The sequence below is a fragment of the Salinisphaera sp. T31B1 genome (assembly GCF_040361275.1).
Classification (GTDB): Bacteria; Pseudomonadota; Gammaproteobacteria; order Nevskiales; family Salinisphaeraceae; genus Salinisphaera.
Map to the genome: position 1 here is coordinate 231,564 of NZ_APNH01000003.1, position 23,092 is coordinate 254,655.

A 23,092-nucleotide genomic window follows, 5' to 3' on the forward strand; every position below is an offset into this window, starting at 1 on the left:
TTTCCGAAAGGAAAAGCACGGCAACCAAGATAGAGGTGCATCATGCCTGAAGTATTCGAGTTCGCAGATCAGAAGACCGATAAAGCGGTCATCAAGGTCATCGGCGTCGGCGGTGGCGGCGGCAACACCATCAACCAGATGGTCAATGGCGGCATCCAGGGCGTCGATTTCATTTGTGCCAACACCGACGCGCAGCATCTGGAGCGCTGCGACGCGGACGTGCTCGTACAGCTGGGCATGAACGTCACCCGCGGCCTGGGCGCCGGTGCCGATCCGGCCATCGGCCGCCAGGCCGCCGAAGAGGATCGCGATCGTATTCGCGAATCCATCGAAGGCGCGGACATGCTGTTCATCACCTGCGGCATGGGCGGTGGCACCGGCACTGGTGCAGCGCCGGTCGTGGCCGAGATCGCCCGTGAGATGGGTATTCTGACCCTGGCGGTGGTCACCAAGCCGTTCCCGTTCGAACGTGGCAAGCGCATGGAGATCGCCAAGCAGGGTATCGACGAGCTGGGTCGCTTTGTCGACTCGCTGATCGTCATACCCAATGAGAAGCTGCTGACCGCGCTGGGCAAGAACACCACGCTGAAGAACGCTTTCCAGGCGGCTAACAACGTGCTGCACAACGCGGTGCAGGGCATCTCCGATCTGATCACCCGCCCGGGCGTCATCAACGTCGACTTTGCCGACGTGCGTCGCGTGATGTCGGTGCAGGGCATGGCCATGATGGGCCGCGCCACGGCCGTCGGCGACGATCGTGCCCGCGAGGCCGCCGAGGCTGCGTTGGCGAGCCCGCTGTTGGACGATCTGTCCCTGCATGGCGCCCAGGGCCTGCTGGTCAACGTCTCCGGCGACGAGAATCTGGGGATTCACGAATTCCAGATCGTCAACGAAGTCATTGCCGATATGGGGGCCGAGCACGCCGAGGTCATCGTCGGCATGGCCGAGGATCCGGAAATGGGCGACGAGATCTGCGTGACCGTAGTGGCCACGGGTCTGGGTCATCAGGCCGTCGAGCGTGAAGCGGTGCGTCCGCTCAAGCGTGATGCCGGCGGCCAGATGCGCTACGAAGATCTGGATCGCCCGACCGTGATCCGCAACCGTCCGCAGCAGTCCTCGCGTGATAACGCGGCCGTCGATATGGACTATTTCGACGTGCCGGCATTCCTGCGCAATCAGGCCGACTGAAGACGATAGAGATCAGGGAGATGCGCCGCGTGCCTGCAAGGGCACGCATCGCCCGACGGCAGCCGTGCGCCGTCGGGCGATTCCGGCGTGTTATTCTTCGCGGCTTTTGACGGGCGGCAGCATTCGCGGCGCTGCAACATTAAGGCAAAGTTAAGGCGCCGTGGATAAAGTATCGCCCAACCAGATGACACCGTAATGACACGGTGTGCGCGGCGCTCAGAATCGCCACAAGGGACACATACGATGCTCAGACAACGTACGCTAAAGAATCCGATTCGCGCCACGGGGGTCGGCCTGCATACGGGGCAGAAGGTCTACATGACATTGCGCCCGGCTGCAGCCAATCAGGGCATCGTGTTTCGTCGTACAGACCATACGCCCATGGTCGAGTTCCGCGGCGACGCGTTCAAGGTCGGCGATACGACGCTGGCCACCACGCTGATCAACGGCGACGGCGTGCGTGTGCAGACCGTCGAACACCTGTTGTCGGCGATGGCTGGCCTGGGCATCGACAATGCGATCGTCGAATTGTCCTCGGACGAGCTGCCGATCATGGACGGCAGCGCCGGACCGTTTGTGTTCCTCATTCAGTCGGCAGGCATCCAGGAGCTGGATGCGCCGAAGAAATTCATTCGTATCAAGCAGCCGGTGGAAGTGACCGACGGCGATAAGTGGGCGCGGTTCGATCCGTTCGACGGGTTCAAGGTCAGCTTCTGTATCGACTTCGATCACCCGGCGTTCGATTCGGACACGCAGTCGGCCACGGTCGATTTCTCCACGACCTCGTTCGTCAAGGAAGTCAGCCGTGCGCGCACGTTCGGGTTCATGCGCGATATCGAATTCCTGCGCTCGAACAATCTGGCGCGTGGCGGATCGATGGACAACGCGGTGGTGCTCGACGACTATCGCGTTCTCAACGCCGACGGCCTTCGTTACGACAACGAATTCGTGCGCCACAAGATTCTCGACGCCATCGGCGATCTGTACTTGCTCGGCCATGGGCTCATCGGAAGCTATTCCGGCTACAAGTCCGGCCATGCGCTCAACAACAAATTGCTGCGTGCGTTGTTGTCGGAACAAAAAGCCTGGGAAGAGGTGACCTACGAGGATATCTCGGAGTCGCCGGTGACCTATATCAATGCACGTCCCGTGATTGCGGCCTGAGCCGATCGCGGTGGCCGTGTGCAGGCGCCGGTCGCGAATGCGGCCGGCGTTTTTTTTGGCCGAGCGAAACCTGGCCTAGCGAAGCAGGCGCTGGCGATAGACGCGCCATAGCGCCAGCCAGCCGAATATCAGCGGATGCCGTCGTAGACGGTCGTCGACAGGGATGACGACACCGGTATGACGCTCGATCTTGTAGGCGGCATAGTCCACCGCGTCGGTGAAGGTGAAACAGGCCTTGGCCAGACGTAGGATCGACAGGCTTTTGCCGCAGGCCCGACGCAGACGCCAGCGCAGCCGCGCCCACGGTGAATCGGCTCCGCACCAATACAGGCGGCCGGCGGAATCCGTGGTCACCGGCCGTGCGAGCAGCGGCCGCGCGGCTTCCAGCCGGCGCGCATACTCGTGGCTGTCGCGTTCGACGAGCGACCGGCTGCGGCTTGTCTTTTCGACCCGCAATTCGCTGGCATAGCTCAGTGACAGGGCAGCGCTGAGCGTGGCCGCGGGGCCGCGACCATCCGCGAGTGCGGGCAGCGCACGATCGAGCAGGGTCACCACCGCCTGTCCGCAGGCCGCCCGGGTGCGTTGGCGATCGTCGTCGCTGGCCGCGGCCACGATAGCCACGGGCTGGGCAAAACGGCCCCAGACCGAGGACTGGAACCAGTCGCGACAGCCGGCCTCGAGCTGATCGCGGCTAAGCACGGCATATTTGCACCGCAACAAACGTCCGTCAGCGCCCGTTCGTTCGGCGTAATAGACGTTGGGCGGTACCAGTCGATTGCACCAGCCGCCCAGACGGGACTGGCCGGGCGGGCCGTACTCGTCGACCACGACATAGAAATCGAGCAATCCCGCATACGGATCGCCGTCGCGCAGGCAGGCGCCGTAGTAGATCAAAGCCACAAAGCGCCGGCCGAACCGGGCGCGCAACGGCTCGATGATCGGTTCGAGTTGCGCGCTCTGGGACGTCGTACAGGGGCCGGCGATTGCAGCCAGCCGGATCCGATCGGACGCCCGGTCGACGCCGGTCACAGGTTGACGAACCGTGCCGTGCCGGCCGAACTGAGCACGACGGGCCCATCGGCCGAACGTGCAGTGAAAAACTCGCCGTCGACGATATAGCCGCCGTCGAAGGAAAGCGCCAGGCGATCGCTGTTGTGGCTGCGATAGCCCTTGTCCGGCGTCATCCAACGGCGCCGTCGCCCGCGGCAGACGGCGGGTATGCGGCGCAGCAATCCCTCGGCGCCTTCGGCCACGCTGGTCCATGCGACCGGGCCGTTTTCTTCTCCCCAGAAGGGATGCATGCGCAGCACCAGGGTGTCCAGCGTGCTGGCCATCAGCAGAATACTGGGCTGATCGATCGTATGGCCGCGGTCATCGTTCAGCCGGACATCGACCGGTACGAAATACCGGCGATCGCCGGTCGCCACGGCCTTGACGAAGCGAGTGAATGCCACGCCGGGACCGACATCACCGCGCATGCCGTATTGATGCAGCCGCTTCTGGGTGTGCTCGACCGCGTTGTAGATCGCACCCGCGCCGAAGAACATGCCGCACAGCGGCGGCGCGGATCCGCCCGGATCTATGCGCAGCACGTCGCGGGCGATCACGTGCCGGTCCATGTCACGCGGGCTAGACGCCCAGGCGTGCAGACGTTGCCAGCCGTCCCGCTTGACCGAAACCGTGCCGACATCGTTGCCGGTCATGTTTGTGCTGCCGGTGGGCACCAGCGCCAACAGAGGCGGTCGTTCGAAGATATCGCCGAGCATGATGTGGCCCAGCACCGACTGGACCGTGCCATCGCCGCCGGCCACGGCGAGCAGATCGACGCCGGCATCGGCGAGTTGGCGTACCGCGGCTTCAATCTCGGCCGGGCTCTTGGCCCGTATCGCCGGTACGCCCGCGCCCAGGTCCGGCTGGGCCCAGCGCTTGCGGTGGCGGCCGCTGTGCGCGTTGTAGATGATGCCCAGACGTCGAGGGCGCGCATCGTACGACGTTGTTTCCACGCCGGCCGGTTTCAGCATGTTGCGCGCGGTCCGGGGCGGGCAGATGGCCGCGCCGGTGCATGTCCGCGTGGTCGGGCGGTGGTCCTGAACGGGCATCGGCGCCGGGTGGAATGGGCGGTCATGGCCGGTGGCTCGCGGCAACAAACGTGGCGCGAATGGTACCGCAGCTGATCCGCGCGGTCGGGTTCATACGCATCGTCGCAGCCACAACAACGCGGCCAGCGACAGGGCAAGCCCCGGTGCGAGCATGCAAAGCGGTGCTGACAGGCCGTACAGGAAAGCCAGGTTGCCGATCATCTGAATCAGCCCGTAGCCGCTCAGACCGATGGCCGCGGCAATGGCGATGCGCAGGCCGACATTGGCTCCGCGGGGGTTGACGAATACCAGCGGCAGACCGAGCAACAGCATGGCCAGCGTGGTGACCGGCAGCGCCAATTTCTGCCATAGCGCGATCCGGAACGGTTGAGCGTCCTGGTCGTGTGCTTCGAGATAGTCGATATATCGATACAGCGCGCGCGGCGACAAGCTGTCCGGTCGTCGGTCGAGCACCGCGAGCTGGCGTTCGTAGAGCGTCGGCCGCCAGAGCAGCTGGTCGCGATGTTCGCTGATCTCGCCGCTGCCATCGAAACGCTTGACGGTGACGTCTTGCAGCCGCCAGTCGCCGTCTGCCTGAATATCGGCGCGTTCGGCCTGCAGCGAGCGCTCGATGCTGGCATCGGGGCCGAATCGCAGAATCTCGATATCCAGCGGTACCCGGGCGTTCTCGAGCGCACCGATATGCACCACGCCGTCCTGGGATCGCATCCAGAACGTGGCATCGTCGGCGATGCTGCCGCCCGAGATTCGTGTGGCACGCAGCTGCTGGGCCTGCTGTGACAGCGGCGGAGCAACCAGCGATTGCACGACGAGGGCGGCTGCGAGCACGATCAGCCCGAAGCCGGCCACGCGGCGGGCGATATGCAGCGGCGACAGACCGGCCGCGCGCAGCACGACCAGCTCGGAGCGGCCGGTCATCAGCCCGAGCGCGCCGACCACCGTCAACAGCAGGGTGAACGGCGTGAGTTCGACCGCTCGCTGAGCGAGCTGTCCAAGCGTGACCTTGATCGCATCCAGAGTGGCGTAATTGCCCTGGCCGACGTCGTCCAGCTCGGCCGACAGGTCAAAGAATCCGAACAGGCCGAGCAGCAGCAGCGTTACCACGCCATAGGCGCGCAACAGCTCAAGGCCCAGATATCGGTTGATTACACGCATCAGTAGCTTGTCCGATGCCGCCAGAGCAGTATCAGCGCGCCCACGCCGACCAGGGCGTCTACCCAGTAGATGCCCGGCAATACCGGCATTCGCCCCTGTTCGACCCAGCTGCGAGCGATACTGGCCATGCCATAGTAAACCGCGAAGCTCACCGCGGCGGCGACGATGTTCAGCGCCCGAGCGCTGCGCGGCGAGGAGCGGGCCAGTGTGATGGCGAGCACGGCCAGGAACAGGGCCGCGAACGGCCGCGAGATACGCCACTGGCGCTCGGCGATATCCTCCGGCGCGGTCGCGCTCAGTAGACTTTCGCTGGATGCTGCCTTGCGCTTGTAGCCGACCACGCGGTTCGACGGCTGGAGATGCCATTCCATGTGGCCGAAACCGACCATGCGATCGTTACGGCCCGCGGAATCGAGCTGATATAGATGTCCCTGTTCGAACTCCAGCGTCGGTGCGCCGTCCGCGTCGAGATTCCGCCTCAGGTGGGCCGCGCGTACAATTACCGGTCGACCGCCGTCGATGAACCGGGCGAACACATCGTCCAGACGCTGGCCGTCATCGGATTTGCCGCCGGCATAGATCACCGCGTCGTCGCTGCTGTAGAACCGTCGCGGTGTGACCGCGCTCAAATCCAGCCGGGTTTCGGCCTGAACCTCGAGCGAATACAGCGCGGCGTACGCCCATGGCCGGCCGAACAGCGACAACGCGCCGACCAAGACCGCGACGAGCACGGCAAAACCCACGATCGGCCGTAGCATGGCCCGACGCGACAGGCCGCCGGCCTGCCATGCGATCATCTCGTTGTCGGCATAAAGCCGGCCCAGCCCGATCATGATGCCCAGGAACAGCGCCAGGGGTAGCAGCACCTCGAGCGCAATCAGTACGCGTAGGCCGATCAGCGTGCCGACCAGGCGCATGGCCTGTTCGCCCTGTGCCGCTTCATCCAGGTAACGGGTCACGCTGTAGCTGGCGAATATCGCCAGCAGGACCAGCAGTACGGTCAGGGTTGGGCCCGCGACCGCACGCAACAGGCTGCGATCGGCAATCATCCTTGGGTCGGAGCGATCGTCATCCACACATACCGCATGTTCTTGTTCCGAGGCAGCGACAGGCCGCTTAGGGTGTCGGGCCGGCCGGCACCGCGTATCGGCCGCGGGCAACGTGCTCGCCGTTCGTGCTCGATCGGCGCACGGGTCGACCCCGTCGCAGGCACATGCTCATCAGGCGATGTCCCGGGCCGTCGGTTCGTCGGACTCGCGCTCGCGCAGAATGGCTTCGACCAGGGCCAGATCGGCCGGGGTATCCACGTCGACTGCCGCTTGTGGATACGACAGGATGACCGGCCGAATGTTCAATCCGGTGCGGCGCGACAGGCGCGCGAACGCCTGTTCGAGCGTCAGACGACGCAGCAGATACGCCGCGATCGCCCGCCAGCCGAGCATGCCGGCGATCACGCGGGCCGGATGCTTGCGCTCGCGTTCGACGCGCTGCCAGTCCTCGATCACTGCGCGTGCGGCGGCGGTATGGACCGCAAAGAGATTGCAGCCGCAGTAACCCGGCCCGGGAGCCAGGCGGATGGCGGTGCGACGGCTGTCTGGAAAGGCGGCACGCACGCCGGCATAGCTGGCCAGGCCCACCGCGAGATCGCAGGCAGGCCCGGCCAGCAGTTCGTCGATCATGGCAGGTGTGAGCAGCGCGTGATCGGCCGTGGTGAGCAGCGCCGGGCGGTCGCCGAGTGCCGCAAGTCCGCGCGCGGCGCTGGCGGCCGGCGAGGCCGAGGGCGCGATCCATCGTACATCGTCGCCGGCCAGCAACGCCGCCAGCGCCGGCTGATCGGCGATGGTCGCCTGATCCGGGCCGACCACGATGATCGTCTCGATGGCCGGGGCGGCTCGCAGGGTGGTGAGCACGCGCGAAAGCAGCGGCTTGCCGGCCACCGGGCTCAGCGCCTTGCAGGCAGCCCCCGTCGTGCGGGCGATCGGATCGTCCGCGCCGCGATCGCCGGCCAGCACCACGGCGGCATGTGTGCCTCGACTCATATCGGCTTGTCGTAGATACGGTAGGTCTTGTAGACCCGGCCGCCGATGGATTCGATGATGTTCTTCATGCCTTTGTTGGTTTCCAGAATCCAGGACAGCTCACAGCCGCTGGCGCCGCAGGCCAGCAGTTCGGTCTGCAGCGCGCCGATCACCGAATAGGCCAGCGCTGCGCCGAGCGGTCCGCTCTGGTACTGCTGGCGCACCCCCATGAGCGGCACCCGTGAGGTCTCGGGAAAACGCACCTTGAGTCGCCATAACAGCTTGGCCAGCCCCACCGGCGACAGCCGGCCGCGCAGATCGCGCGCCGCTTCGTTGATATTCGGCAGGCCCACGATGAACGCTGCCGGCTCGCCGTCGACCTCGGCGATCTGTACGAGTTCGTCGGGCAACAGCACCTTCAGTGTCTTGCCCATATCGCGAAACTCTTCACGGGTCAACGGCACGAAACCCCAGTTGTTGGCCCAGGCGTCGTTGAACAGATCGCGAATCGTATCGAGCTCTTCCATGAAGCGCTTGCCGTCGATCGGCCGGACCCGCACCCGCGGCGCGTAGCGCTCCAGCAGACGCGACATGACCGGCGGGTGGGCGAAATCCAGCGAAATCCAGTACGCATGCAGATCGATCGCCTTGCCATAGCCAAGTTCGGTCAGCCGCTCGGCGTAATAGGGGCGCGCATGGCCCATCATCACCATGGGGGGCGTATCGAAGCCGTCGACGAGCAGTCCGCATTCCTCGTTAATGGTCAGATTGAACGGGCCATGCACCTGAGTGACCCCGCGCTCGCCCAGCCAGGCTTCGGCCGCGTCGAGCAGCGCCGCGAAGACCGCCGCATCGTCTTCGGCGTCGAGCATCCCGAAATAGCCCACATCGTCGCCGTGAATGGGCTTTCGCAGCGTATCGATCTGTGCGCTGATCCGCCCCACGCAGTCTGTGCCCCGCCAGGCAAGCCATGACGCGAATTCCAGATGTTCGAAGGCCGGATTCTGTTTGGGTGACAGATGCATGCGACGTTCGATACGTAACGGTGCCCGCCAGGCCGGATCGGTGCCAAGAATGCGCTCCGGTACGGCGAGGAAGTGTTGCCGATCCCGCTTCGAGGTAACGGCGGTGGTACGAATTACGGTATCGTGGGCAGCTTGAGGCATGGCAGGCGCTCGGTGGTCATCGGTGGGCTGCGAATCGCGTCCCGTGTTTAAACAAAAAACGACGTATTCGTTATTTTTTCTTAACGGAAAATCTCGTGAAAAACGCTAAACTTGCGCTTTGACGAAGACGCGAGACGGTATTTGTTTTTTAGAATGCGCTCAAGCGTGATCGGACGACTGCGGTTTGCGGACCGACTCGGTCGCCCAGTGTCGTCTTTCCCTTACATGGCGCCGAATGCGCTAAGCTCGGCATAATAACTGCCAGATGCATGCAACAGGGGACGAAATCGACGCCGAGCGGTTCGATTGAACTGCGTCGGGTTGATCCGCCGATCATGCCGGTTCGGCTGGTCTTGACCGATACGGGCGATACATTAGCGTTCAGCCGCCGTCAGGGCGCGTGCGGCGCATTGTACGGCCCGGTACGAGCCGGATGCCCGCCGGTGCGGCACGAGTGTTTTTAAAGCAGGAAACTGGATCATGATGCCAACCCCAACCCAGCATCGGTTGCCGATGCGACACGCCGACTTTTCCACGCTCGCCGAGGCGCTGGATTATGCGGCGCAAGGGGATACCGGCTTCAATTTCTACAGTGGTCGGGGCGAGCTGTCGGCCAGCCTCGGGTATGCCGAATTGCGCGAGCGTGCCTTGGAAACCGCGGCTCGACTGATCGGGCTCGGGGCGCGCCCGGGCGATCGGGTGGCATTGGTGGCCGATACCGTGCCCGGCTTCATGAACTGCTTTTTCGCCTGCCAATATGTCGGCCTGGTGCCTGTGCCGTTGCCGGTCACGGTGGGGCTGGGCAGCCGTGATGCCTATATCCGCCAGCTGCGTGGCCTGCTCGAAGGCTGTGATGCTTCGGTGGCGCTGGCGCCCGAAGATTTCATGAGCTTCCTGGACGCCGCGACCCGGGACCTGTCTCTGCGTCATGTCGGCAGCTTCGAGGCACTGGGCTCGGTCGACCCGGCCGACGATCTGCCCGAGCGCCCCGGCCGCGATGCCACCGCCTATCTCCAGTACACCTCCGGCAGCACCCAGTTTCCGCGCGGGGTGGTGATCAGCCAGGCCCAGGTCATGCAGAACCTGACCAGCATCCTGCGCCTGGGCGTGCAGATGCGCGACGACGACCGCCTCGTGTCCTGGCTGCCGCTTTATCACGACATGGGGCTGGTCGGCTTCATGCTGGCTGCACTGACCTCGCAACGTTCGGTCGATTACCTGGCCACGCGCGATTTCGCCATGCGTCCGCGCCAGTGGCTGAGCCTGATCAGCCGCAACCGCGGCACGATCGCCTTCAGCCCGTCCTTCGGTTACGAACTGTGTGCCCGCCGGATTCGTCACGGCGCCGCGGATTTCGATCTGTCGAGCTGGCGTATCGCCGGTGCCGGGGCGGAAACGATCCGCCCCGATTCGCTCAACCGTTTTGCCGAGACTCTGGCCCCGGCCGGTTTCGACCCCAAGGCATTTCTGGCCTGTTATGGCATGGCGGAGTGCTCGCTGGCGATCAGCTTCGCGCCGCTGGACACCGGCCTGCAGATCGACCGCGTCGATGCCGAGCAGCTGGCGACTCGCCAGGTTGCCGCTCCGATCGAGACCGACGACGATCGCCGCGAGAACACATTCGTCGATTGCGGCGAGGTGTTGCCGGAATACGAATTCGAAGTTCTCGACGAGCAGGGGCAGCCGCTTGGTGACCGCCGGGTCGGATCCATCCGGGTTCGTGGGCCGAGCGTGATGTCCGGCTACTTCGCAGACGAGCACAAGACCCGTGAGACGCTGTCCGAGGACGGCTGGCTCGACACCGGAGATCTGGGCTACCGGATCGGACGACGGATCGTGATCACGGGCCGGGCCAAGGATCTGATCATCGTCAACGGCCGCAACATCTGGCCGCAGGATCTGGAGTGGCTGGCCGAGCAGCAGCCGGAGCTGCGTCCCGGCGATGCGCTGGCGTTCGCCGCGCCCTCAGCCGTCGGCGCGGACGCGGCGGTGGTGGTGGTCCAGTGCCGTGCACGCGAAGCCGAGGCCCGGGCGGCGTTGATCAAACGCCTGGAAGGGTTGATTCGCCGCGAGTTCGGCGTCGAATGCCTGGTCGAGGCGGTGGCGCCGCATACGCTGCCACGCACGTCCTCGGGCAAGCTCTCGCGGGCCGGCGCGCGTCGTGACTATATCGAGCGCCTGGCCGAACGCGTCCATCAGCGTGCGCGCCCGGGTCATGAATCCGACGCGCACGGACAGGGTCGCCAGGCCGGCTGATCCGGTGATTCCCCGTGTGTCGGTGACCGGCGCGTCGGGCTTTATCGGCAGCGCGCTTTGCCTGGGCCTTCGGCAACAGGGTTGGCGGGTCCGTGGCTTGACGCGCAGTGATGCCGCCGCCGAGCGCCTGAGCGGTCTGGGTGTCGAGGTCGTTCGGGGCGGGCTGGCCGACGGTGTGGCCCTCGCCGACTGGGTCGCTGGAGCCGACGCGGTCGTCCACTGCGCCGGTGCGGTGCGCGGGGCGGACTACGACGATTTCGCCCGTACGAACGTGAACGGGACCCGGCGCCTGCTCGAGGCCATGGCCGGCCTTCACCTGCCGCTGGTGGCCTTGTCGTCGCTGGCAGCACGGGAGCCGGCGTTGTCGGACTATGCGCGCAGCAAATATGACATGGAACGTCTGCTGGAGGCCTCGGGCGTGCCTAACGGCTGCCTGATGCTGCGGCCGCCCGCCGTCTACGGCCCGGGAGATCGCGAACTCAGGCCGTTGTTCGATGCCTTCGCACGCGGCATCGCGCCGTTGCCGGGCGCGCCCGAGGCACGTGTGTCGTTGCTTCATGTCGACGATCTCGTCGCGGCCATCGTGGCCTGGCTGGACGCTTCCGACCGGCCCGATGGGGTCTACGAGATCGGCGACCAGCAGGCCGGCGGATACAGTTGGGAAGAGGTCGTGGCCACCGCGGAAACGCTTTTACAACGACGAATCCGTAGAATACGATTGCCGCGGACCGCGCTGGCCGGCGCTGCGCGTGCCAACAGGCGTCTGGCACGCTGGTTCGGCTATGCGCCCATGCTCACGCCGGGCAAGCTGGCTGAACTGCGCCACGACGACTGGGTCTGCGACAACACGCCGCTCCAGGACAGGCTGGACTGGCAACCGCAGGTCACGCTGGCCGAGGGGTTGGCCCGGACCTGCGGCTGGGGCGCCTGAGACCGGCCCGCCCACCACGAGGCACGAGAATGGCAAGCTACGAAACCGTCTATCGCGAGTTGCACGCCCTGCTGCAGAGCTATACGGCCGATCGCCACGAGATCAGTCCCAGCAGCCTGCTGGTCGACGATCTGGGCCTGGATTCGATGCAGACCATGGAAATGGTCATGGACATGGAAGATCGGCTGGATATGGCCATCCCCCTGAACGTGTTGCCCGAGGTGCAGACCGTGGATGACCTGACCCGTGCGCTGGTTCAGGTCGCCGCATGAGCGTATTCGATAAATTCGCTCCGATCGCCGAGGTGCGTTCGCGGATCGCGGCCACCGGCGTGGACCCGCTGGGCGTACCGATCGACGAGATTCAGTCGGCCACCCGGGCGATCGTGCGCGGCCGACCGATCATCCTCGCCGGAAGCAACAACTACCTGGGCCTGACCTTCGACGACGACTGCATAGCCGCAGGGGTCCAGGCATTGCGCGATCAGGGCACCGGTACCACCGGCTCGCGCATGGCCAACGGCTCATATGCCGGGCACCTGGCGCTCGAAGCCGAGTTGGCCGCATTTTACGGCGTCGAACACGCCATCGTGTTCTCGACCGGCTACCAGGCCAATCTCGGCATGCTCTCGGCGCTGGCCGGGCCGCGCGATGTGGTCATGCTCGATGGTGACTGCCATGCCAGCATCTACGACGGGGTCAAACTCGGCGGTGCTCAGGCGCTGCGTTTTCGCCACAACGATCCGGCCGATCTGGACAAGCGGCTTGGCCGTCTCGGCGACCGGGCAGCCGACACGCTGGTGGTGGTCGAGGGTATCTACAGCATGCTCGGCGATCGCGCGCCGTTGGCCGAGTTGTGCGACGTCGCACATCGCCATGGCGCACTCATCTATGTCGACGAAGCCCATTCGCTAGGGATCTGCGGCGCCACCGGTAGCGGCGTGGCCGAAGCCGAAGGCGTGCTCGACCGGGTGGATTTCATCGTCGGTACCTTCAGCAAGAGCCTGGGCGCGGCCGGCGGCTACTGCGTGAGCCGGCACGCCGAGCTGGACATGGTTCGCTATGCAAGCCGGCCGTATATATTCACGGCGTCGCCGGTGCCGTCGGTGATCGCCTCGACCCGCGCGGCGCTTGCACGCCTGCGCACTTCCCCCGGTCTGCGAGCCCAGCTCTGGCGCAACGCCGAACGTCTGCACGAAGCGTTGTCCGCGGCCGGTTTCAGACTCGGCGCGCCGCCCGGCCCGGTGGTGGCCACCATGTTCGACAGTCCCGAACAGGCGTTGACCTTCTGGCAGGGCCTGCTGGACCGCGGTGTCTATGTGAATCTGATGTTGCCGCCGGCCACACCCAATGGCTGGTGTCTGGTGCGAGCCAGTCTGAGCGCAGCACATAGCGATACGCAGATCGATCACATCATCGAGGCCTTCATCGGGCTGGCCACGCGGGAAGACGATGTCGCCGCGGGTTGAGAGCTTCAGCGGGCGGCCGCGCCGTACACCGGCATGGGCATAACCCTGGTTACGGGCGCGTCGTCTGGGATCGGCCGCAGTCTGGCGCGGCGGCTGGCCGCCCACGGCGATCTGGTGGTGCTTGTCGCGCGCCGCGCGGAGCTGCTCGATACGCTGGTCATGGAGATCCGGCGCCACGGTGGGCAGGCGCTGGCCGCCCCGGGTGACGTCACCGATCGCCGCGCGGTCGCCGATATCGTTATGCAGGTCGAGGCCGAGCACGGCCCGATCACCCGGTTGGTGGCCAACGCGGGCGGCGGGTCTCGCTGCGACGGCAGTCAGTTCGACGCCGAGCATTTCCAGACGACGGTGGCGCTGAACCTGGTTGGCGTAGCCAACGCGGTGGCCGCAGTCCTGCCGGGCATGGTGGCGCGACGCGGAGGGCATCTCGTGGCCATGGGCAGTCTGGCCGGGGTGCGCGGGCTGCCGGGCGCGGCTGCCTATTCGGCAGCCAAGGGCGGGGTGGCCAATCTCATGGACAGCCTGAGGATCGATCTGCGCGATCATGACATCGACGTGACCCTGCTCCTGCCCGGCTTTGTCCGGACCCAACCGCCCAAGGCCGGCCGCCGACGTTTCAGGCCGTTCCGGATGGAGCTCGAGCAGGCAACCGCTCGCATGGAAAACGCGATCATCGCACGCAAACGCCGGCTCGCCTTTCCGTGGCCGCTGGTCGTCGCGATCGGCATGACGCGGCTGCTACCATTCGGTGTGGATGGTTGGCTGCTGGGCCGGTTCCGCGCCCGCAAGGCGCCCGCGACGTGATCGCACGTCGCCCTGCTAGGCTTTTTTTAGCATCTATCGAAGGCTGACTTATGGCAACCCAGGCAGATACCACGGCCAACAAGCGCCGCAAGATGGTCAAGCGTTTCGGCAAGAAGCTGTTTCGCGGCACCCTGATGGACTTTCTGTCCAAGCAGTCGCGCGTGCCGGATGAGCCGGTGCTGGCCAACAGCCATTTTCCCTGGGCCGAACAACTGCGTGCCCAGTGGCCGGTGATCCGCGACGAATTGGAGGCTCTGCTGGAACGCCGTAACGCGCTGCCGAGTTTCCAGGACATCAGCCCCGATCAGAAACGCATTTCCACCGACGATCAGTGGAAAACGTTCATGCTCTACGCCTTCGGCACGCGTATGGACTTCGGCTGCGAGATGTGTCCGCAAACCGCGGCCGCGCTCGAACAGGTGCCGTCGCTGTCGAACGCGTTCTTCTCCATTCTCGGCCCGGGCAAGCATATTCCTCGACACCGGGGTGTTACCAAGGGCCTGGTCCGGTGCCATATCGGTTTGCGCGTGCCCAGCGGGCCCGGCCGCTGCCTGATCCAGGTCGACGACGTCGACTGTGTATGGGAGGAGGGCGGCATGTTCTTCTTCGACGACACCTATCCGCACGAGGTGTGGAACGAGACCGACGGCGAGCGTGCGGTGCTGTTGTTCGATATCGAACGCCCGATGGGCATGCCCGGCCGTATGGTGTCGCGCGCGATGATCGCGGCGTTGCGACGCACCGCGTATTTCCGCGATGCACTGGCCAACCAGCGGGCCTGGGAAGCCCGCTATCGCCAGGCGATGGGCTAAGCGCGTAGCGACCATCGCGAACGCGCGTATTGCGTTCGATCAGGCCGCCCGTCCGATTCATGCCGCGATTCTATTTCTCGTCCAACCGCAGCCACGAGGTGCCGAGCTGGCAGCGCCAGCCCATCTGGCTGGCCGAAGGTGCGGCCGTCGGAACGCTGCTGGGCGTCTTCCGCTGGCTGCCGATGGGCAGCGCCATGCGCCTGGGCGCGCGTCTGGGTGGGCTGCTGGCCCGTTTTTCGCCGCGCCTCGACAAGGTGCGCAGTAATTTGCGGGTGGTGTTTCCGCGTGCGACATCCGATGAACTCGAGCGGATCACGCACGCGTCGTTCCGCAACGTAGGCGTGGCGATGGCCGAGCTGGCCAATCTCGACCGTATTTGGCGCCAGCGCCGCCGGCGTATCGAATTCTGTGAATTGCCCGGCGCGGTCACGCCGTCTTCGGCCCGCCGAACTGTTTTCGTGACGGCCCATCTGGGCGCCTGGCAGCTCACCCCGCTGCTCGGTCGCGAGTACGGGTTCACCGTGCCGGTGATCTATGCGCCGGAACAGAATCCGTATGTGGATCGCCAGCTCATGCGCCTGCGTCGGGCCTTCGGCAGCCCGCTGGTCTCGCGCGATGGCGGTATCCGGGCGCTGATGCGCTCTCTCGACCGCGGCGACTCCATCGGGCTGACCGTGGACACGCGTCTGGACAGTGGTGAACCGGTGATGTTCTTCGGCGAGCAGGCGATGACCAATACCGCCCCGGCGCGTCTGGCGCTGCGCTATGACTGCGACCTGGTGCCGGTGATCGCCGAGCGTGTGGCCGATGCACGGTTTAGAATCAATATTCATCCGCCGATCCGGGCCCGGGCCGATGCGGTCAATCGTAACGACAAGGCCCTGGACATGAGCGCCCAGATCAACGCGCTGTTCGAGCAATGGATCGCCCGGCATCCGGATCAGTGGCTGTGTCTCAAGCGCCGCTGGCCCAAGGCCGTGCATCGCCGGCATGCCTAGACGGGCCCGAGGGGTGTCGAGCGTTTCCCGCCGTGTGTCCGCGGCGCGTCCGAGGAGAACCAGAACGTGGCCATTCGTTCCCGACGTGTCCTGACGACGTTCGTCCAGGGTGATCTGCGCCATGCATGCGCCGATCAGACCGGCACCTACTGTATTCGTCTGACCCCGCGCGAGGGTGTCGTGCCCAGCGCCAAACCGCCGGTCCGCATCTTCATGGGGACCGAGGCGGTACAGTTTCGTGCCGAGCGAGCCTTTGTCTGGTCGATCGAGCGGGTACGCGATCCGGCGCGTACCTACGAGATCCATCTCATGCGTGACCTGGCCGGTTTCGAGCGCCGACTCTGGCTGACCGGCTTCACGAACTATCGTTTCGTGATTCCCGAGCTCGCCGGCGGCCGGGGACGGGCGATCTACAACGACGCCGACCAGATTTATCTGAGCGATCCGGCCCGGCTGTTCGATCTGGAGATGGGCGAGGCCGGCGTGCTGTCGATCAACGATCGCGACACCTCGGTGATGCTGATCGACTGCGAGAAGATGCGGCCGCTGTGGAATGGCGCCGCGGCCCGGCGTACGGGTAACCGCGAACTGGAAAAGCGCATGCGCGAGGCCGGTCTGTGGGCCGATCTGGACGACGCCTGGAACGCGCGCGACGCAGAATATGTACCGGACGTGTCGCATGTCGTGCATTACACGACGATCCATAGCCAGCCCTGGCGGCCGACGCCGCAGGATTATGTCTACCGTGCAAACCCGGCCGAAGCGGTCTGGACACGGATCGACCGGGAGGCCGACGAGGCGGGCTTTCAGCTGTTCGGCCCCGAGCAACCGAGCCCGGCCTTCCGACAGCGGGCAGGCGGTATTCACGCCGAGCCGGAGGCCGCCGCACGTCGGGCCGAAATCCAGCGTCTGGCTCGCGATGCCGCGCCCGAGTCGTTGTTGTATTGCGGCGGCGACGAGGCCGGAACACGGGCCTCGGTCGAGGCGATCGTGCCGCGGGCAGCGCGCCGGATTGCGAGTATCGATTTCACCGCCTTGACCGATCCTGTCTCGAGCGAGACGGTCGATATGGTGGCCGTCGACGGGCTGGCCCAGCTGCCGGATCTGGATATCGCCTGGGTGCTTGATGCACTGTTTGCCCGGGCGCGTCGCGCGATTTCGGTCCATGTGAGCCTCGACAGCAGCCGCCACCGCAGCACGCCTGCCGATCAGATCTGGTGGTATCAGCAGATGGCCGCGGCCGGCGCACGCTATCCCGATCGGCACTGGCGCCTCGCGGTTCGCTGGCCGCGACGTCTGGGCAAGACCCGCGTGTGGCGGTGGTCGGGCGGGGCGCTGCTGAGCAGGCGTCCGCGGGTCTGGGCCCTGCTGCATTACAAGACCGGCCATCGCAGCCAGGCCCTGGGCGTGGCAGACGCGCTCGGCTGGCCGTTCGAGACCCGAGACCTGGTACGTGAACCGTTGCGCTACGCCAGCGCACTGGCGCGCGAGCGACTCGGTCTCGGCGGGCCGAGTCTGCCGGGCGGTCTGCGTCCGCCCTGGCCCGAGGTGGTGATTGCCTCCGGCTGGCTGCCTGCGGTCATGGCGCGCACCATCAATGCGCGCAATCGCGGTGCCAGCCGGCTGATTTTGCTCGGTCGGCGTGGGGGCCGGGTCGGTGAGAGCCAGGACATCGGCCTGGTCTGCCGACATTTCGATCTGCCGCCCAATCCGCGCGAGTTGATCACCACCTTGCCTCCGAACAAGGTCGACGACACACGGCTGGCTGCGGCTCGGGCGCGCTGGCCCAACCTGTATGCGCCCGGCGTGTCGCCACGTATAGCCTGGTTGGTCGGCGGCAATAGCGCTCAGCACGAACTCACGCCGGCCATGGCACGGCGTCTCGCGGAACAGATTCGCGCCGCCACAACGGCCGAATCGGGGCAGCTGGCAGTGCTGACCAGTCGCCGTACCGGCGCTGATGGCGTGGAGGCCATCCGCGAAGCGGTCGGCCGCGACACGATCTTCGAGCCCTGGAATGCCCATGCCGGCGATGCCAATCCCTATCTTGGCTATCTCGCCAACGCCGATGTCCTGATCGTGACCGGTGAGAGCGAATCGATGCTGGCCGAAGCGGTGGCGACCGGCAAACCGGTGTATATCGTCGCCCTGCCCGAAAGGGCGCCCGGCGTTCGCCGGCGTCTGGCCGATTGGGTGGTCGGCCAGGCCAATACGGATCGTTTCAACGCGCGCGGTTCGCGCCGGCCTCAGGAAGGGCTGCAATATCTGTGCGCGCGTCTGGTCGAGCGTCGGGTGTTCGTGCCCCGACGCAACATGCCCCAGCTACACCAGGCGTTGGTGAACCAGGGTGTGGCCCGGTTGTTCGATGGCCATCTGAGCCCCTGGACGCCGCCGGTCTGGCACGAAACCGAGTGGGTCGCCCAGCGTATCCGTGCGCTGCTGCCGGCGGCCGGGCGGAGCGGGTCTGGCGCCGAGGGCGCGCGTCCGGTGAGCCGTGCGCTTCATGGCTGATGCCGCGAGCCGGCCCAGGGTATGGGTGTTGCTGGGTGAGGGCGCGGGCGGGAACGCCCAGATGATCGCGCTGGCCGAGGCGCTTGGCTGGGCCTACGAGACACGCCAGCTGGCCTGGAATCGGCTCAATCATCTGCCCAACCCGCTGATCGGCGCCCGCGCCTTCACGCTCGATCGTCGCCGCTCGGATCGTCTGACGCCGCCCTGGCCGGATCTGGTCATCGCGGCGTCGCGTCGGTCGGCACCGATCGCGCGGTGGATCAAGCGTCAGTCCGGCGGACAGACGCGACTGGTCCACCTGCTGCATACCCAGATGTCGTTACATGCGTTCGATCTGGTGGTCACTCAGGCCCAGTTTCGGGTGCCCGCTGCGCCCAACGTGCTCCGTACCACGCTGCCGCTCAATCGTATCTCCACGGCGCGGCGCGCCGAGGCCGGGCGACGTTGGGCCGCGCGTCTGGCCGGTCTGCCCCGGCCCTGGATCGCGGTGCTCGTGGGAGGCAACAGTTCCAGCTACCGGCTGGATGCACGCACTGCCGCGGAACTGGGCGAAGCCGCGAACCGACAGGCCGCCGGGCTCGCGGGCAGCCTGTTGATCACCACCAGCCGGCGTACGCCGGCGGCCTCGACGGATGCGCTGATGGCACGGATCGACGTACCCCACCATCTCTATCGATGGCGTGCCGAGGATGCGGACAACCCTTACGCTGGCTATCTTGCGCTGGCCGATCGCTTCATCGTCACCGGGGACAGCGCATCGCTACCGGCCGAGGCCTGTGCCACCGGCCGGCCGGTGCAGCTGTTCGAGTGGGCGCCGAGAAAACGACCGCGTCGGCTGCCGGCGTTGGCCAGCCGTATTCACGATCGCTTAGTCTATGCCGGCTGGATCAAACCGCGTCGCGATTTTGCTGCCTTTCATGCGACGCTGCGGGCACAGGGACTGGTCGACCGCGAGCCCTCGGCCCGGCCGGCCGACGATCTGGCCGTCGTGGTGGAGGCCGTGCAAGCCCTGATGACCGGCCAGGACAGCCGGACTGCGAATCTTTCAACCCGTCAACCGAGTGACGCTAGGTCATGACATATCTGGATTTCGCCCGTCTCGATGCCATGGACGGCAAAGCGTTCCGTAATACCGCGCCCTATCCGTGGGCCAATCCGGCAGGGCTGCTGACCGACGACGGATATCGGCGGCTGCTCGAGACCATGCCCACGACCGACAAGATGACCCCACAGTTCGGCCACGCCCGCTCACATGGGCAGAAGCCGCACGACCGGTATTCACTGGAGTACCGCGAGGGCGTGGACATCTCGCCGGAATGGCAGGCCTTCATCGACGAACTGCAGGGGGATCGCTACCACGCGTTCATCAAGCGCATGTTCGGGCGCGGTCTGTTCAAGCTCAATTTTCACTGGCACTACGCGCCCCGTGGCGCGTCGGTCTCGCCGCACTGCGATGCCCAGCGCAAACTCGGCTCGCATATCTTCTATTTCAGCTCGCCCGACAACTGGCAGGCCGACTGGGGCGGCGATACGGTCATTCTGGACGACCATGGCAAGTTCGATCGTAAATCGGCGCCCGAGTTCGAGGACTTTCCCGACGCCTACGAAGGCGAGAGCATGGGCAACTACAGCCTGCTGTTCCAGCGCCAGTCCAAGTCCTGGCATGGGGTACGCGAGATCACCTGTCCCGAAGGCATGTATCGCAAGGTCTTCATCGTCGTGATCAACGATCGGGTACGCGCCGCCGTGCGTCGGATCAAGGGCCGGCTCAAGGGCGAGGAAATCCGGGATGTCTGAGGCGGTTGCCGCGACCGCACCGCCGGGCGTGGTAGCGCCGCTGAATCCGGATCGCCCGACCGTGATCCCCGTGCTCGGCGCCGGGCGTAGCGGCACCAGTGCTATCACGCGCGGGCTGGCAGCGCTCGGGGTGGATCTCGGCGACCGGCTGCGTCGGCCCGGTGGCAAGAACCCGACCGGCTTTTTCGAAGATCGTGACGTCTTGTCGATCAGCAAGCAGCTCAAGCGTGCGCTGGGTATTCGCGGGCACAGCGTTCGCCTGCTCGACGACACGGTGTTCGAGACTCCTCGCCTCAGGCATATACAAACGCGCGCGATCGAGACGCTCGGCCGGCGTTTCGGAGATACGCCGCTGTGGGGCTACAAGTATTCCCGCACGCTGCGCACCATGCCGTTCTGGCAGGGCATTCACGAGGCCCTGGACCTGGACGTGCGCTATGTCATTGCGTTGCGCAATCCGCTGTCAGTCGCGCGTTCGCGAGGACAGATCAACCCGCAGCGCGGCCGTCAGGTCTGGTCGGACATGGAATGGCTGGTCAACGTGGTGCCCTATTTTCATCGCACCGCGGGCTGCCCGCGGGTGGTGGTCGACTTCGATCGTCTGATGCGCGACCCGCAGGGCCAGCTGGCGCGAGTGGCCCGTGATCTGGGGCTGCCCCTGGGCAAGGCCGAACAGTCGGGCATCCATGAATACGCCACCCGTTTCCTGAAGCAGGACAAGCCCAGAACACGGTTCACCCGTGCTGACCTGCTGGCCGATCCGCTGGCCAATCGCTGGACGGCCGAGGGCTACGGTCTGCTCGACGAAGTGGCGGCCGACGAGCTCGCGCTCGACTCCCCCGAGTTCGTCGAACGCTGGGGGGCGATCGAGCAGGCGGTGACCGATCTCGCGCCTTTTCTGGCCGAGTTCGATCATCTGCGCGGCCAATTGGTGCAGGCGCGCTGGAACCCGACCAGCCCGCTGCAGGAAGCACGGCAGGTCTGGCGCGATCTCAAGGCCAAATGAGATGGTCGCGCGCACACCTCATGTCGGTTCTGTGCCGGTCATCAGCTCGGCGTACCGTCGCGCCGAGCGCTCGGCGGAGTAGTCCTCGGCACGCGCCTTGAGCCGCGCCCGATCGGGCGGGTCATCCAGTGTCGCGGTGATGGCCTCTGCCATTGCGTCTACGTCGGCGACCGGGACCAGACGTCCGTATGCGCCGTGATCGAGTATTTCTGCGCTGCCGCCGGGGCAGTCCGTTGCCACCACCGGACAGCCGCAGGCCAGCGCCTGGATCAACACGCCGGGCAACCCCTCCCATTTCGAGGGCAGCACGAATACGGCCGCCCCTGCCATGGCCGGAAAAGGATGGTCATCCCAGCCGGGCAGCATCACGTCGTCGGCCAGACCCAGTGTGTCGGCCAGTCGCATCATCGCCGTGCGTAGCGGGCCGTCGCCGATCAGCATGAGCCGCAGGGGCCGTGTTGAACGCACCCGGGCGAATGCGTGCATGAGCGTGGCCGGGTCTTTCTGGTCCAGCAGGCGTCCGACGCCCAGAACCACCGGCGGCTCGTCCGCGGCGAACCAGGGGTGATCACTGCGTCGAGTCGCTGCGTCTCGCAGGGCGTCGTCGACCACGGGGTTGGGCGCGGTCGTGATGGATGCGCGCGCCAGGCCGGTGCATTCGGACAGATCGTCGGCTACGGCCTGCGACACACCGACGATGGCATCGGCGGCCGGGTAGGAATGCGCCACCAGCGCCGGCAGGTGCCGCCAGCGGGATTTCGCCGCGTGACGCGCCACGAAATTCGAAAGCATGTTGCGCTCGCTGACCACGACCCGGCCGTCTATGCCCGCCAGCCGGTGCGCCCAGAGGGCGACCAGATTGCACTGGGTCATGGCCGATAACAGCCCGATCGGACGCGTGGCCGCCAAGTGGTCGCGAAGGGCGGCCAGATAGGCGATCTTCGACCAGGTTTTGAGCGGCCAGAGCACGGTCGGACCGAGCGGGCGCAGCGCCGTCGGGTCGGCGCGCAGCGCCAGCGCCCGGCCGATCAGCGGCGCCGATCGTGCCAGCTCCACCACGTTGACCCCGGCCCGACGAAGCTCGGCGGCAAGCACATCGTGGCCGTGGCAGACCACCAGATCCACGGCGAAGCCATCACGCGTCAACGCGGTGGCCAGGTTGCGCATGGAGCGCTGTACGCCGCCGCCGTTGAGCGAGGAAGTGAAGACCGTCAGACGTTCGGGCATGGATGGCATGGTCATGTGCCCGCACGCAGCCGGGGCTGTGTTGCGGCGCTCAGGACGGCCCATAGAGTCGCATGCAGCGCCCGGTGCAGCCATCGGGCAAGTGCGCCGAGGGCCATCGCCCGCCGCTGCGGCTGGGCGCAGTCTTCGCTGTGCGGACACGCCGGAAATTCGCTGCGCGCGGCCTCGATGCAGCGGTTGCATGGTGCGGCAACGGGCCGGCTTTCCGGGGTTCCGATCAGCGGCAGGGGTACATCGCGCTGACTGCCGATCAGCGCCGGGCGGTTGTCGATCGAACCGTCGTCGACCCGCAGCCATTCGAACTCCGTATGGAGCCGGCCCAGTCGGCTATCGATCGCCTCGCCCATGGAACGGGCACGATTGTTGACTGGAATGAAAGGCGTGACTCGAGGCATAGAGGACCGAACGGACGGCAAGCGCCGCCTTTATAAAACCGATAGGATACCCGGTCGCGCGGGATGTCGTGCGACGCCG

General features: G+C 65.9%; 21 protein-coding genes. 13 read left to right on the plus strand and 8 right to left on the minus strand.

The window, feature by feature from the left end; genetic code table 11:
* The first annotated feature begins 42 nt into the window (after positions 1–42).
* Together ftsZ and lpxC are read left to right on the plus strand one after the other, a co-directional pair.
* The gene (gene ftsZ / locus T31B1_RS12550) at positions 43–1,188 is read left to right on the plus strand and encodes a cell division protein FtsZ (RefSeq protein ID WP_353249850.1); all 1,146 of its coding nucleotides are present in this window, start codon (positions 43–45) and stop codon (positions 1,186–1,188) included.
* Positions 1,189–1,431: 243 nt separating this feature from the next.
* The gene (gene lpxC, locus T31B1_RS12555) at positions 1,432–2,352 is read left to right on the plus strand and encodes a UDP-3-O-acyl-N-acetylglucosamine deacetylase (RefSeq protein ID WP_353249851.1); all 921 of its coding nucleotides are present in this window, start codon (positions 1,432–1,434) and stop codon (positions 2,350–2,352) included.
* 75 nt (positions 2,353–2,427) lie between these two features.
* Here lpxC and T31B1_RS12560 read toward each other — a convergent pair whose 3' ends face one another.
* The 6 genes from T31B1_RS12560 to T31B1_RS12585 form a co-directional block, all read right to left on the minus strand.
* Positions 2,428–3,381, minus strand: coding sequence for a hypothetical protein (locus tag T31B1_RS12560; RefSeq protein WP_353249852.1), 954 nt, complete (start codon positions 3,379–3,381; stop codon positions 2,428–2,430).
* The gene (locus tag T31B1_RS12565; protein WP_353249853.1) at positions 3,378–4,373 is read right to left on the minus strand and encodes a diacylglycerol/lipid kinase family protein; all 996 of its coding nucleotides are present in this window, start codon (positions 4,371–4,373) and stop codon (positions 3,378–3,380) included. Before T31B1_RS12565 ends, T31B1_RS12560 begins: the two co-directional genes overlap by 4 nt.
* A gap of 168 nt (positions 4,374–4,541) precedes the next feature.
* Positions 4,542–5,606 (minus strand): LPS export ABC transporter permease LptG, encoded by a 1,065-nt coding sequence (gene lptG, locus T31B1_RS12570; RefSeq protein ID WP_353249854.1) that lies wholly within the window; start codon positions 5,604–5,606, stop codon positions 4,542–4,544.
* Positions 5,606–6,655: an LPS export ABC transporter permease LptF gene (lptF, locus tag T31B1_RS12575; RefSeq protein WP_353249855.1), complete on the minus strand. Its 1,050-nt coding sequence runs from the start codon at positions 6,653–6,655 to the stop codon at positions 5,606–5,608. The genes lptG and lptF overlap by 1 nt, the downstream gene beginning before the upstream one ends.
* 171 nt (positions 6,656–6,826) lie before the next feature.
* On the minus strand, positions 6,827–7,645 hold the full coding sequence (locus tag T31B1_RS12580; RefSeq protein WP_353249856.1) for an NTP transferase domain-containing protein: 819 nt from the start codon (positions 7,643–7,645) through the stop codon (positions 6,827–6,829).
* Entirely contained in the window at positions 7,642–8,790 is a 1,149-nt protein-coding gene (locus T31B1_RS12585; protein ID WP_353249857.1) for an N-acetyltransferase, read from the minus strand. The genes T31B1_RS12580 and T31B1_RS12585 overlap by 4 nt, the downstream gene beginning before the upstream one ends.
* Before the next feature lie 480 nt (positions 8,791–9,270).
* Between T31B1_RS12585 and T31B1_RS12590 the strand changes: the two genes are divergently transcribed.
* The 11 genes from T31B1_RS12590 to T31B1_RS12640 all read left to right on the plus strand — a co-directional run bounded on the left by T31B1_RS12590 (position 9,271) and on the right by T31B1_RS12640 (position 21,373).
* A complete protein-coding gene (locus T31B1_RS12590; protein WP_353249858.1) occupies positions 9,271–11,046 on the plus strand; it encodes a fatty acyl-AMP ligase in 1,776 nt (591 codons plus the stop codon).
* Complete coding sequence (locus T31B1_RS12595; RefSeq protein ID WP_353249859.1) at positions 11,006–11,977, plus strand: NAD-dependent epimerase/dehydratase family protein; 972 nt, start codon at positions 11,006–11,008, stop codon at positions 11,975–11,977. The genes T31B1_RS12590 and T31B1_RS12595 overlap by 41 nt, the downstream gene beginning before the upstream one ends.
* Before the next feature lie 29 nt (positions 11,978–12,006).
* On the plus strand, positions 12,007–12,249 hold the full coding sequence (locus T31B1_RS12600) for an acyl carrier protein (RefSeq protein WP_353249860.1): 243 nt from the start codon (positions 12,007–12,009) through the stop codon (positions 12,247–12,249).
* The gene (spt, locus tag T31B1_RS12605; RefSeq protein WP_353249861.1) at positions 12,246–13,445 is read left to right on the plus strand and encodes a serine palmitoyltransferase; all 1,200 of its coding nucleotides are present in this window, start codon (positions 12,246–12,248) and stop codon (positions 13,443–13,445) included. Before T31B1_RS12600 ends, spt begins: the two co-directional genes overlap by 4 nt.
* A 33-nt stretch (positions 13,446–13,478) precedes the next feature.
* Positions 13,479–14,249, plus strand: coding sequence for an SDR family NAD(P)-dependent oxidoreductase (locus T31B1_RS12610; RefSeq protein WP_353249862.1), 771 nt, complete (start codon positions 13,479–13,481; stop codon positions 14,247–14,249).
* Between the two features lie 50 nt (positions 14,250–14,299).
* On the plus strand, positions 14,300–15,061 hold the full coding sequence (locus tag T31B1_RS12615; protein ID WP_353249863.1) for an aspartyl/asparaginyl beta-hydroxylase domain-containing protein: 762 nt from the start codon (positions 14,300–14,302) through the stop codon (positions 15,059–15,061).
* Positions 15,062–15,120: 59 nt separating this feature from the next.
* On the plus strand, positions 15,121–16,059 hold the full coding sequence (locus T31B1_RS12620) for a lysophospholipid acyltransferase family protein (RefSeq protein WP_353249864.1): 939 nt from the start codon (positions 15,121–15,123) through the stop codon (positions 16,057–16,059).
* 66 nt (positions 16,060–16,125) lie between these two features.
* A complete protein-coding gene (locus T31B1_RS12625; RefSeq protein ID WP_353249865.1) occupies positions 16,126–18,570 on the plus strand; it encodes an ELM1/GtrOC1 family putative glycosyltransferase in 2,445 nt (814 codons plus the stop codon).
* Positions 18,563–19,648 (plus strand): mitochondrial fission ELM1 family protein, encoded by a 1,086-nt coding sequence (locus tag T31B1_RS12630; RefSeq protein ID WP_353249866.1) that lies wholly within the window; start codon positions 18,563–18,565, stop codon positions 19,646–19,648. Before T31B1_RS12625 ends, T31B1_RS12630 begins: the two co-directional genes overlap by 8 nt.
* Positions 19,645–20,367, plus strand: a complete 723-nt coding sequence (locus tag T31B1_RS12635) for a 2OG-Fe(II) oxygenase (protein WP_353249867.1) — start codon at positions 19,645–19,647, stop codon at positions 20,365–20,367. The genes T31B1_RS12630 and T31B1_RS12635 overlap by 4 nt, the downstream gene beginning before the upstream one ends.
* A complete protein-coding gene (locus T31B1_RS12640; RefSeq protein WP_353249868.1) occupies positions 20,360–21,373 on the plus strand; it encodes a sulfotransferase family protein in 1,014 nt (337 codons plus the stop codon). The genes T31B1_RS12635 and T31B1_RS12640 overlap by 8 nt, the downstream gene beginning before the upstream one ends.
* A gap of 18 nt (positions 21,374–21,391) precedes the next feature.
* On the opposite strand, the gene T31B1_RS12645 is transcribed toward T31B1_RS12640, so the two are convergent.
* Together T31B1_RS12645 and T31B1_RS12650 are read right to left on the minus strand one after the other, a co-directional pair.
* Positions 21,392–22,615, minus strand: a complete 1,224-nt coding sequence (locus tag T31B1_RS12645) for a glycosyltransferase (RefSeq protein ID WP_353249869.1) — start codon at positions 22,613–22,615, stop codon at positions 21,392–21,394.
* Positions 22,612–22,965: a glycosyltransferase family protein gene (locus tag T31B1_RS12650; protein ID WP_353249870.1), complete on the minus strand. Its 354-nt coding sequence runs from the start codon at positions 22,963–22,965 to the stop codon at positions 22,612–22,614. Before T31B1_RS12650 ends, T31B1_RS12645 begins: the two co-directional genes overlap by 4 nt.
* Between the last annotated feature and the right edge of the window lie 127 nt (positions 22,966–23,092).

Bases quoted from the DNA above. Each gene is read 5' to 3' on its own strand.
- ftsZ (WP_353249850.1), top strand. From the start codon at position 43: ATGCCTGAAGTATTCGAGTTCGCAGATCAGAAGACCGATAAAGCGGTC.
- lpxC (WP_353249851.1), top strand. From the start codon at position 1,432: ATGCTCAGACAACGTACGCTAAAGAATCCGATTCGCGCCACGGGGGTC.
- T31B1_RS12565 (WP_353249853.1), bottom strand. From the start codon at position 4,373: ATGCTGAAACCGGCCGGCGTGGAAACAACGTCGTACGATGCGCGCCCT.
- lptG (WP_353249854.1), bottom strand. From the start codon at position 5,606: ATGCGTGTAATCAACCGATATCTGGGCCTTGAGCTGTTGCGCGCCTAT.
- lptF (WP_353249855.1), bottom strand. From the start codon at position 6,655: ATGATTGCCGATCGCAGCCTGTTGCGTGCGGTCGCGGGCCCAACCCTG.
- T31B1_RS12580 (WP_353249856.1), bottom strand. From the start codon at position 7,645: ATGAGTCGAGGCACACATGCCGCCGTGGTGCTGGCCGGCGATCGCGGC.
- T31B1_RS12585 (WP_353249857.1), bottom strand. From the start codon at position 8,790: ATGCCTCAAGCTGCCCACGATACCGTAATTCGTACCACCGCCGTTACC.
- T31B1_RS12590 (WP_353249858.1), top strand. From the start codon at position 9,271: ATGATGCCAACCCCAACCCAGCATCGGTTGCCGATGCGACACGCCGAC.
- T31B1_RS12595 (WP_353249859.1), top strand. From the start codon at position 11,006: ATGAATCCGACGCGCACGGACAGGGTCGCCAGGCCGGCTGATCCGGTG.
- T31B1_RS12600 (WP_353249860.1), top strand. From the start codon at position 12,007: ATGGCAAGCTACGAAACCGTCTATCGCGAGTTGCACGCCCTGCTGCAG.
- spt (WP_353249861.1), top strand. From the start codon at position 12,246: ATGAGCGTATTCGATAAATTCGCTCCGATCGCCGAGGTGCGTTCGCGG.
- T31B1_RS12610 (WP_353249862.1), top strand. From the start codon at position 13,479: ATGGGCATAACCCTGGTTACGGGCGCGTCGTCTGGGATCGGCCGCAGT.
- T31B1_RS12615 (WP_353249863.1), top strand. From the start codon at position 14,300: ATGGCAACCCAGGCAGATACCACGGCCAACAAGCGCCGCAAGATGGTC.
- T31B1_RS12620 (WP_353249864.1), top strand. From the start codon at position 15,121: ATGCCGCGATTCTATTTCTCGTCCAACCGCAGCCACGAGGTGCCGAGC.
- T31B1_RS12630 (WP_353249866.1), top strand. From the start codon at position 18,563: ATGGCTGATGCCGCGAGCCGGCCCAGGGTATGGGTGTTGCTGGGTGAG.
- T31B1_RS12635 (WP_353249867.1), top strand. From the start codon at position 19,645: ATGACATATCTGGATTTCGCCCGTCTCGATGCCATGGACGGCAAAGCG.
- T31B1_RS12640 (WP_353249868.1), top strand. From the start codon at position 20,360: ATGTCTGAGGCGGTTGCCGCGACCGCACCGCCGGGCGTGGTAGCGCCG.
- T31B1_RS12645 (WP_353249869.1), bottom strand. From the start codon at position 22,615: ATGACCATGCCATCCATGCCCGAACGTCTGACGGTCTTCACTTCCTCG.
- T31B1_RS12650 (WP_353249870.1), bottom strand. From the start codon at position 22,965: ATGGGCGAGGCGATCGATAGCCGACTGGGCCGGCTCCATACGGAGTTC.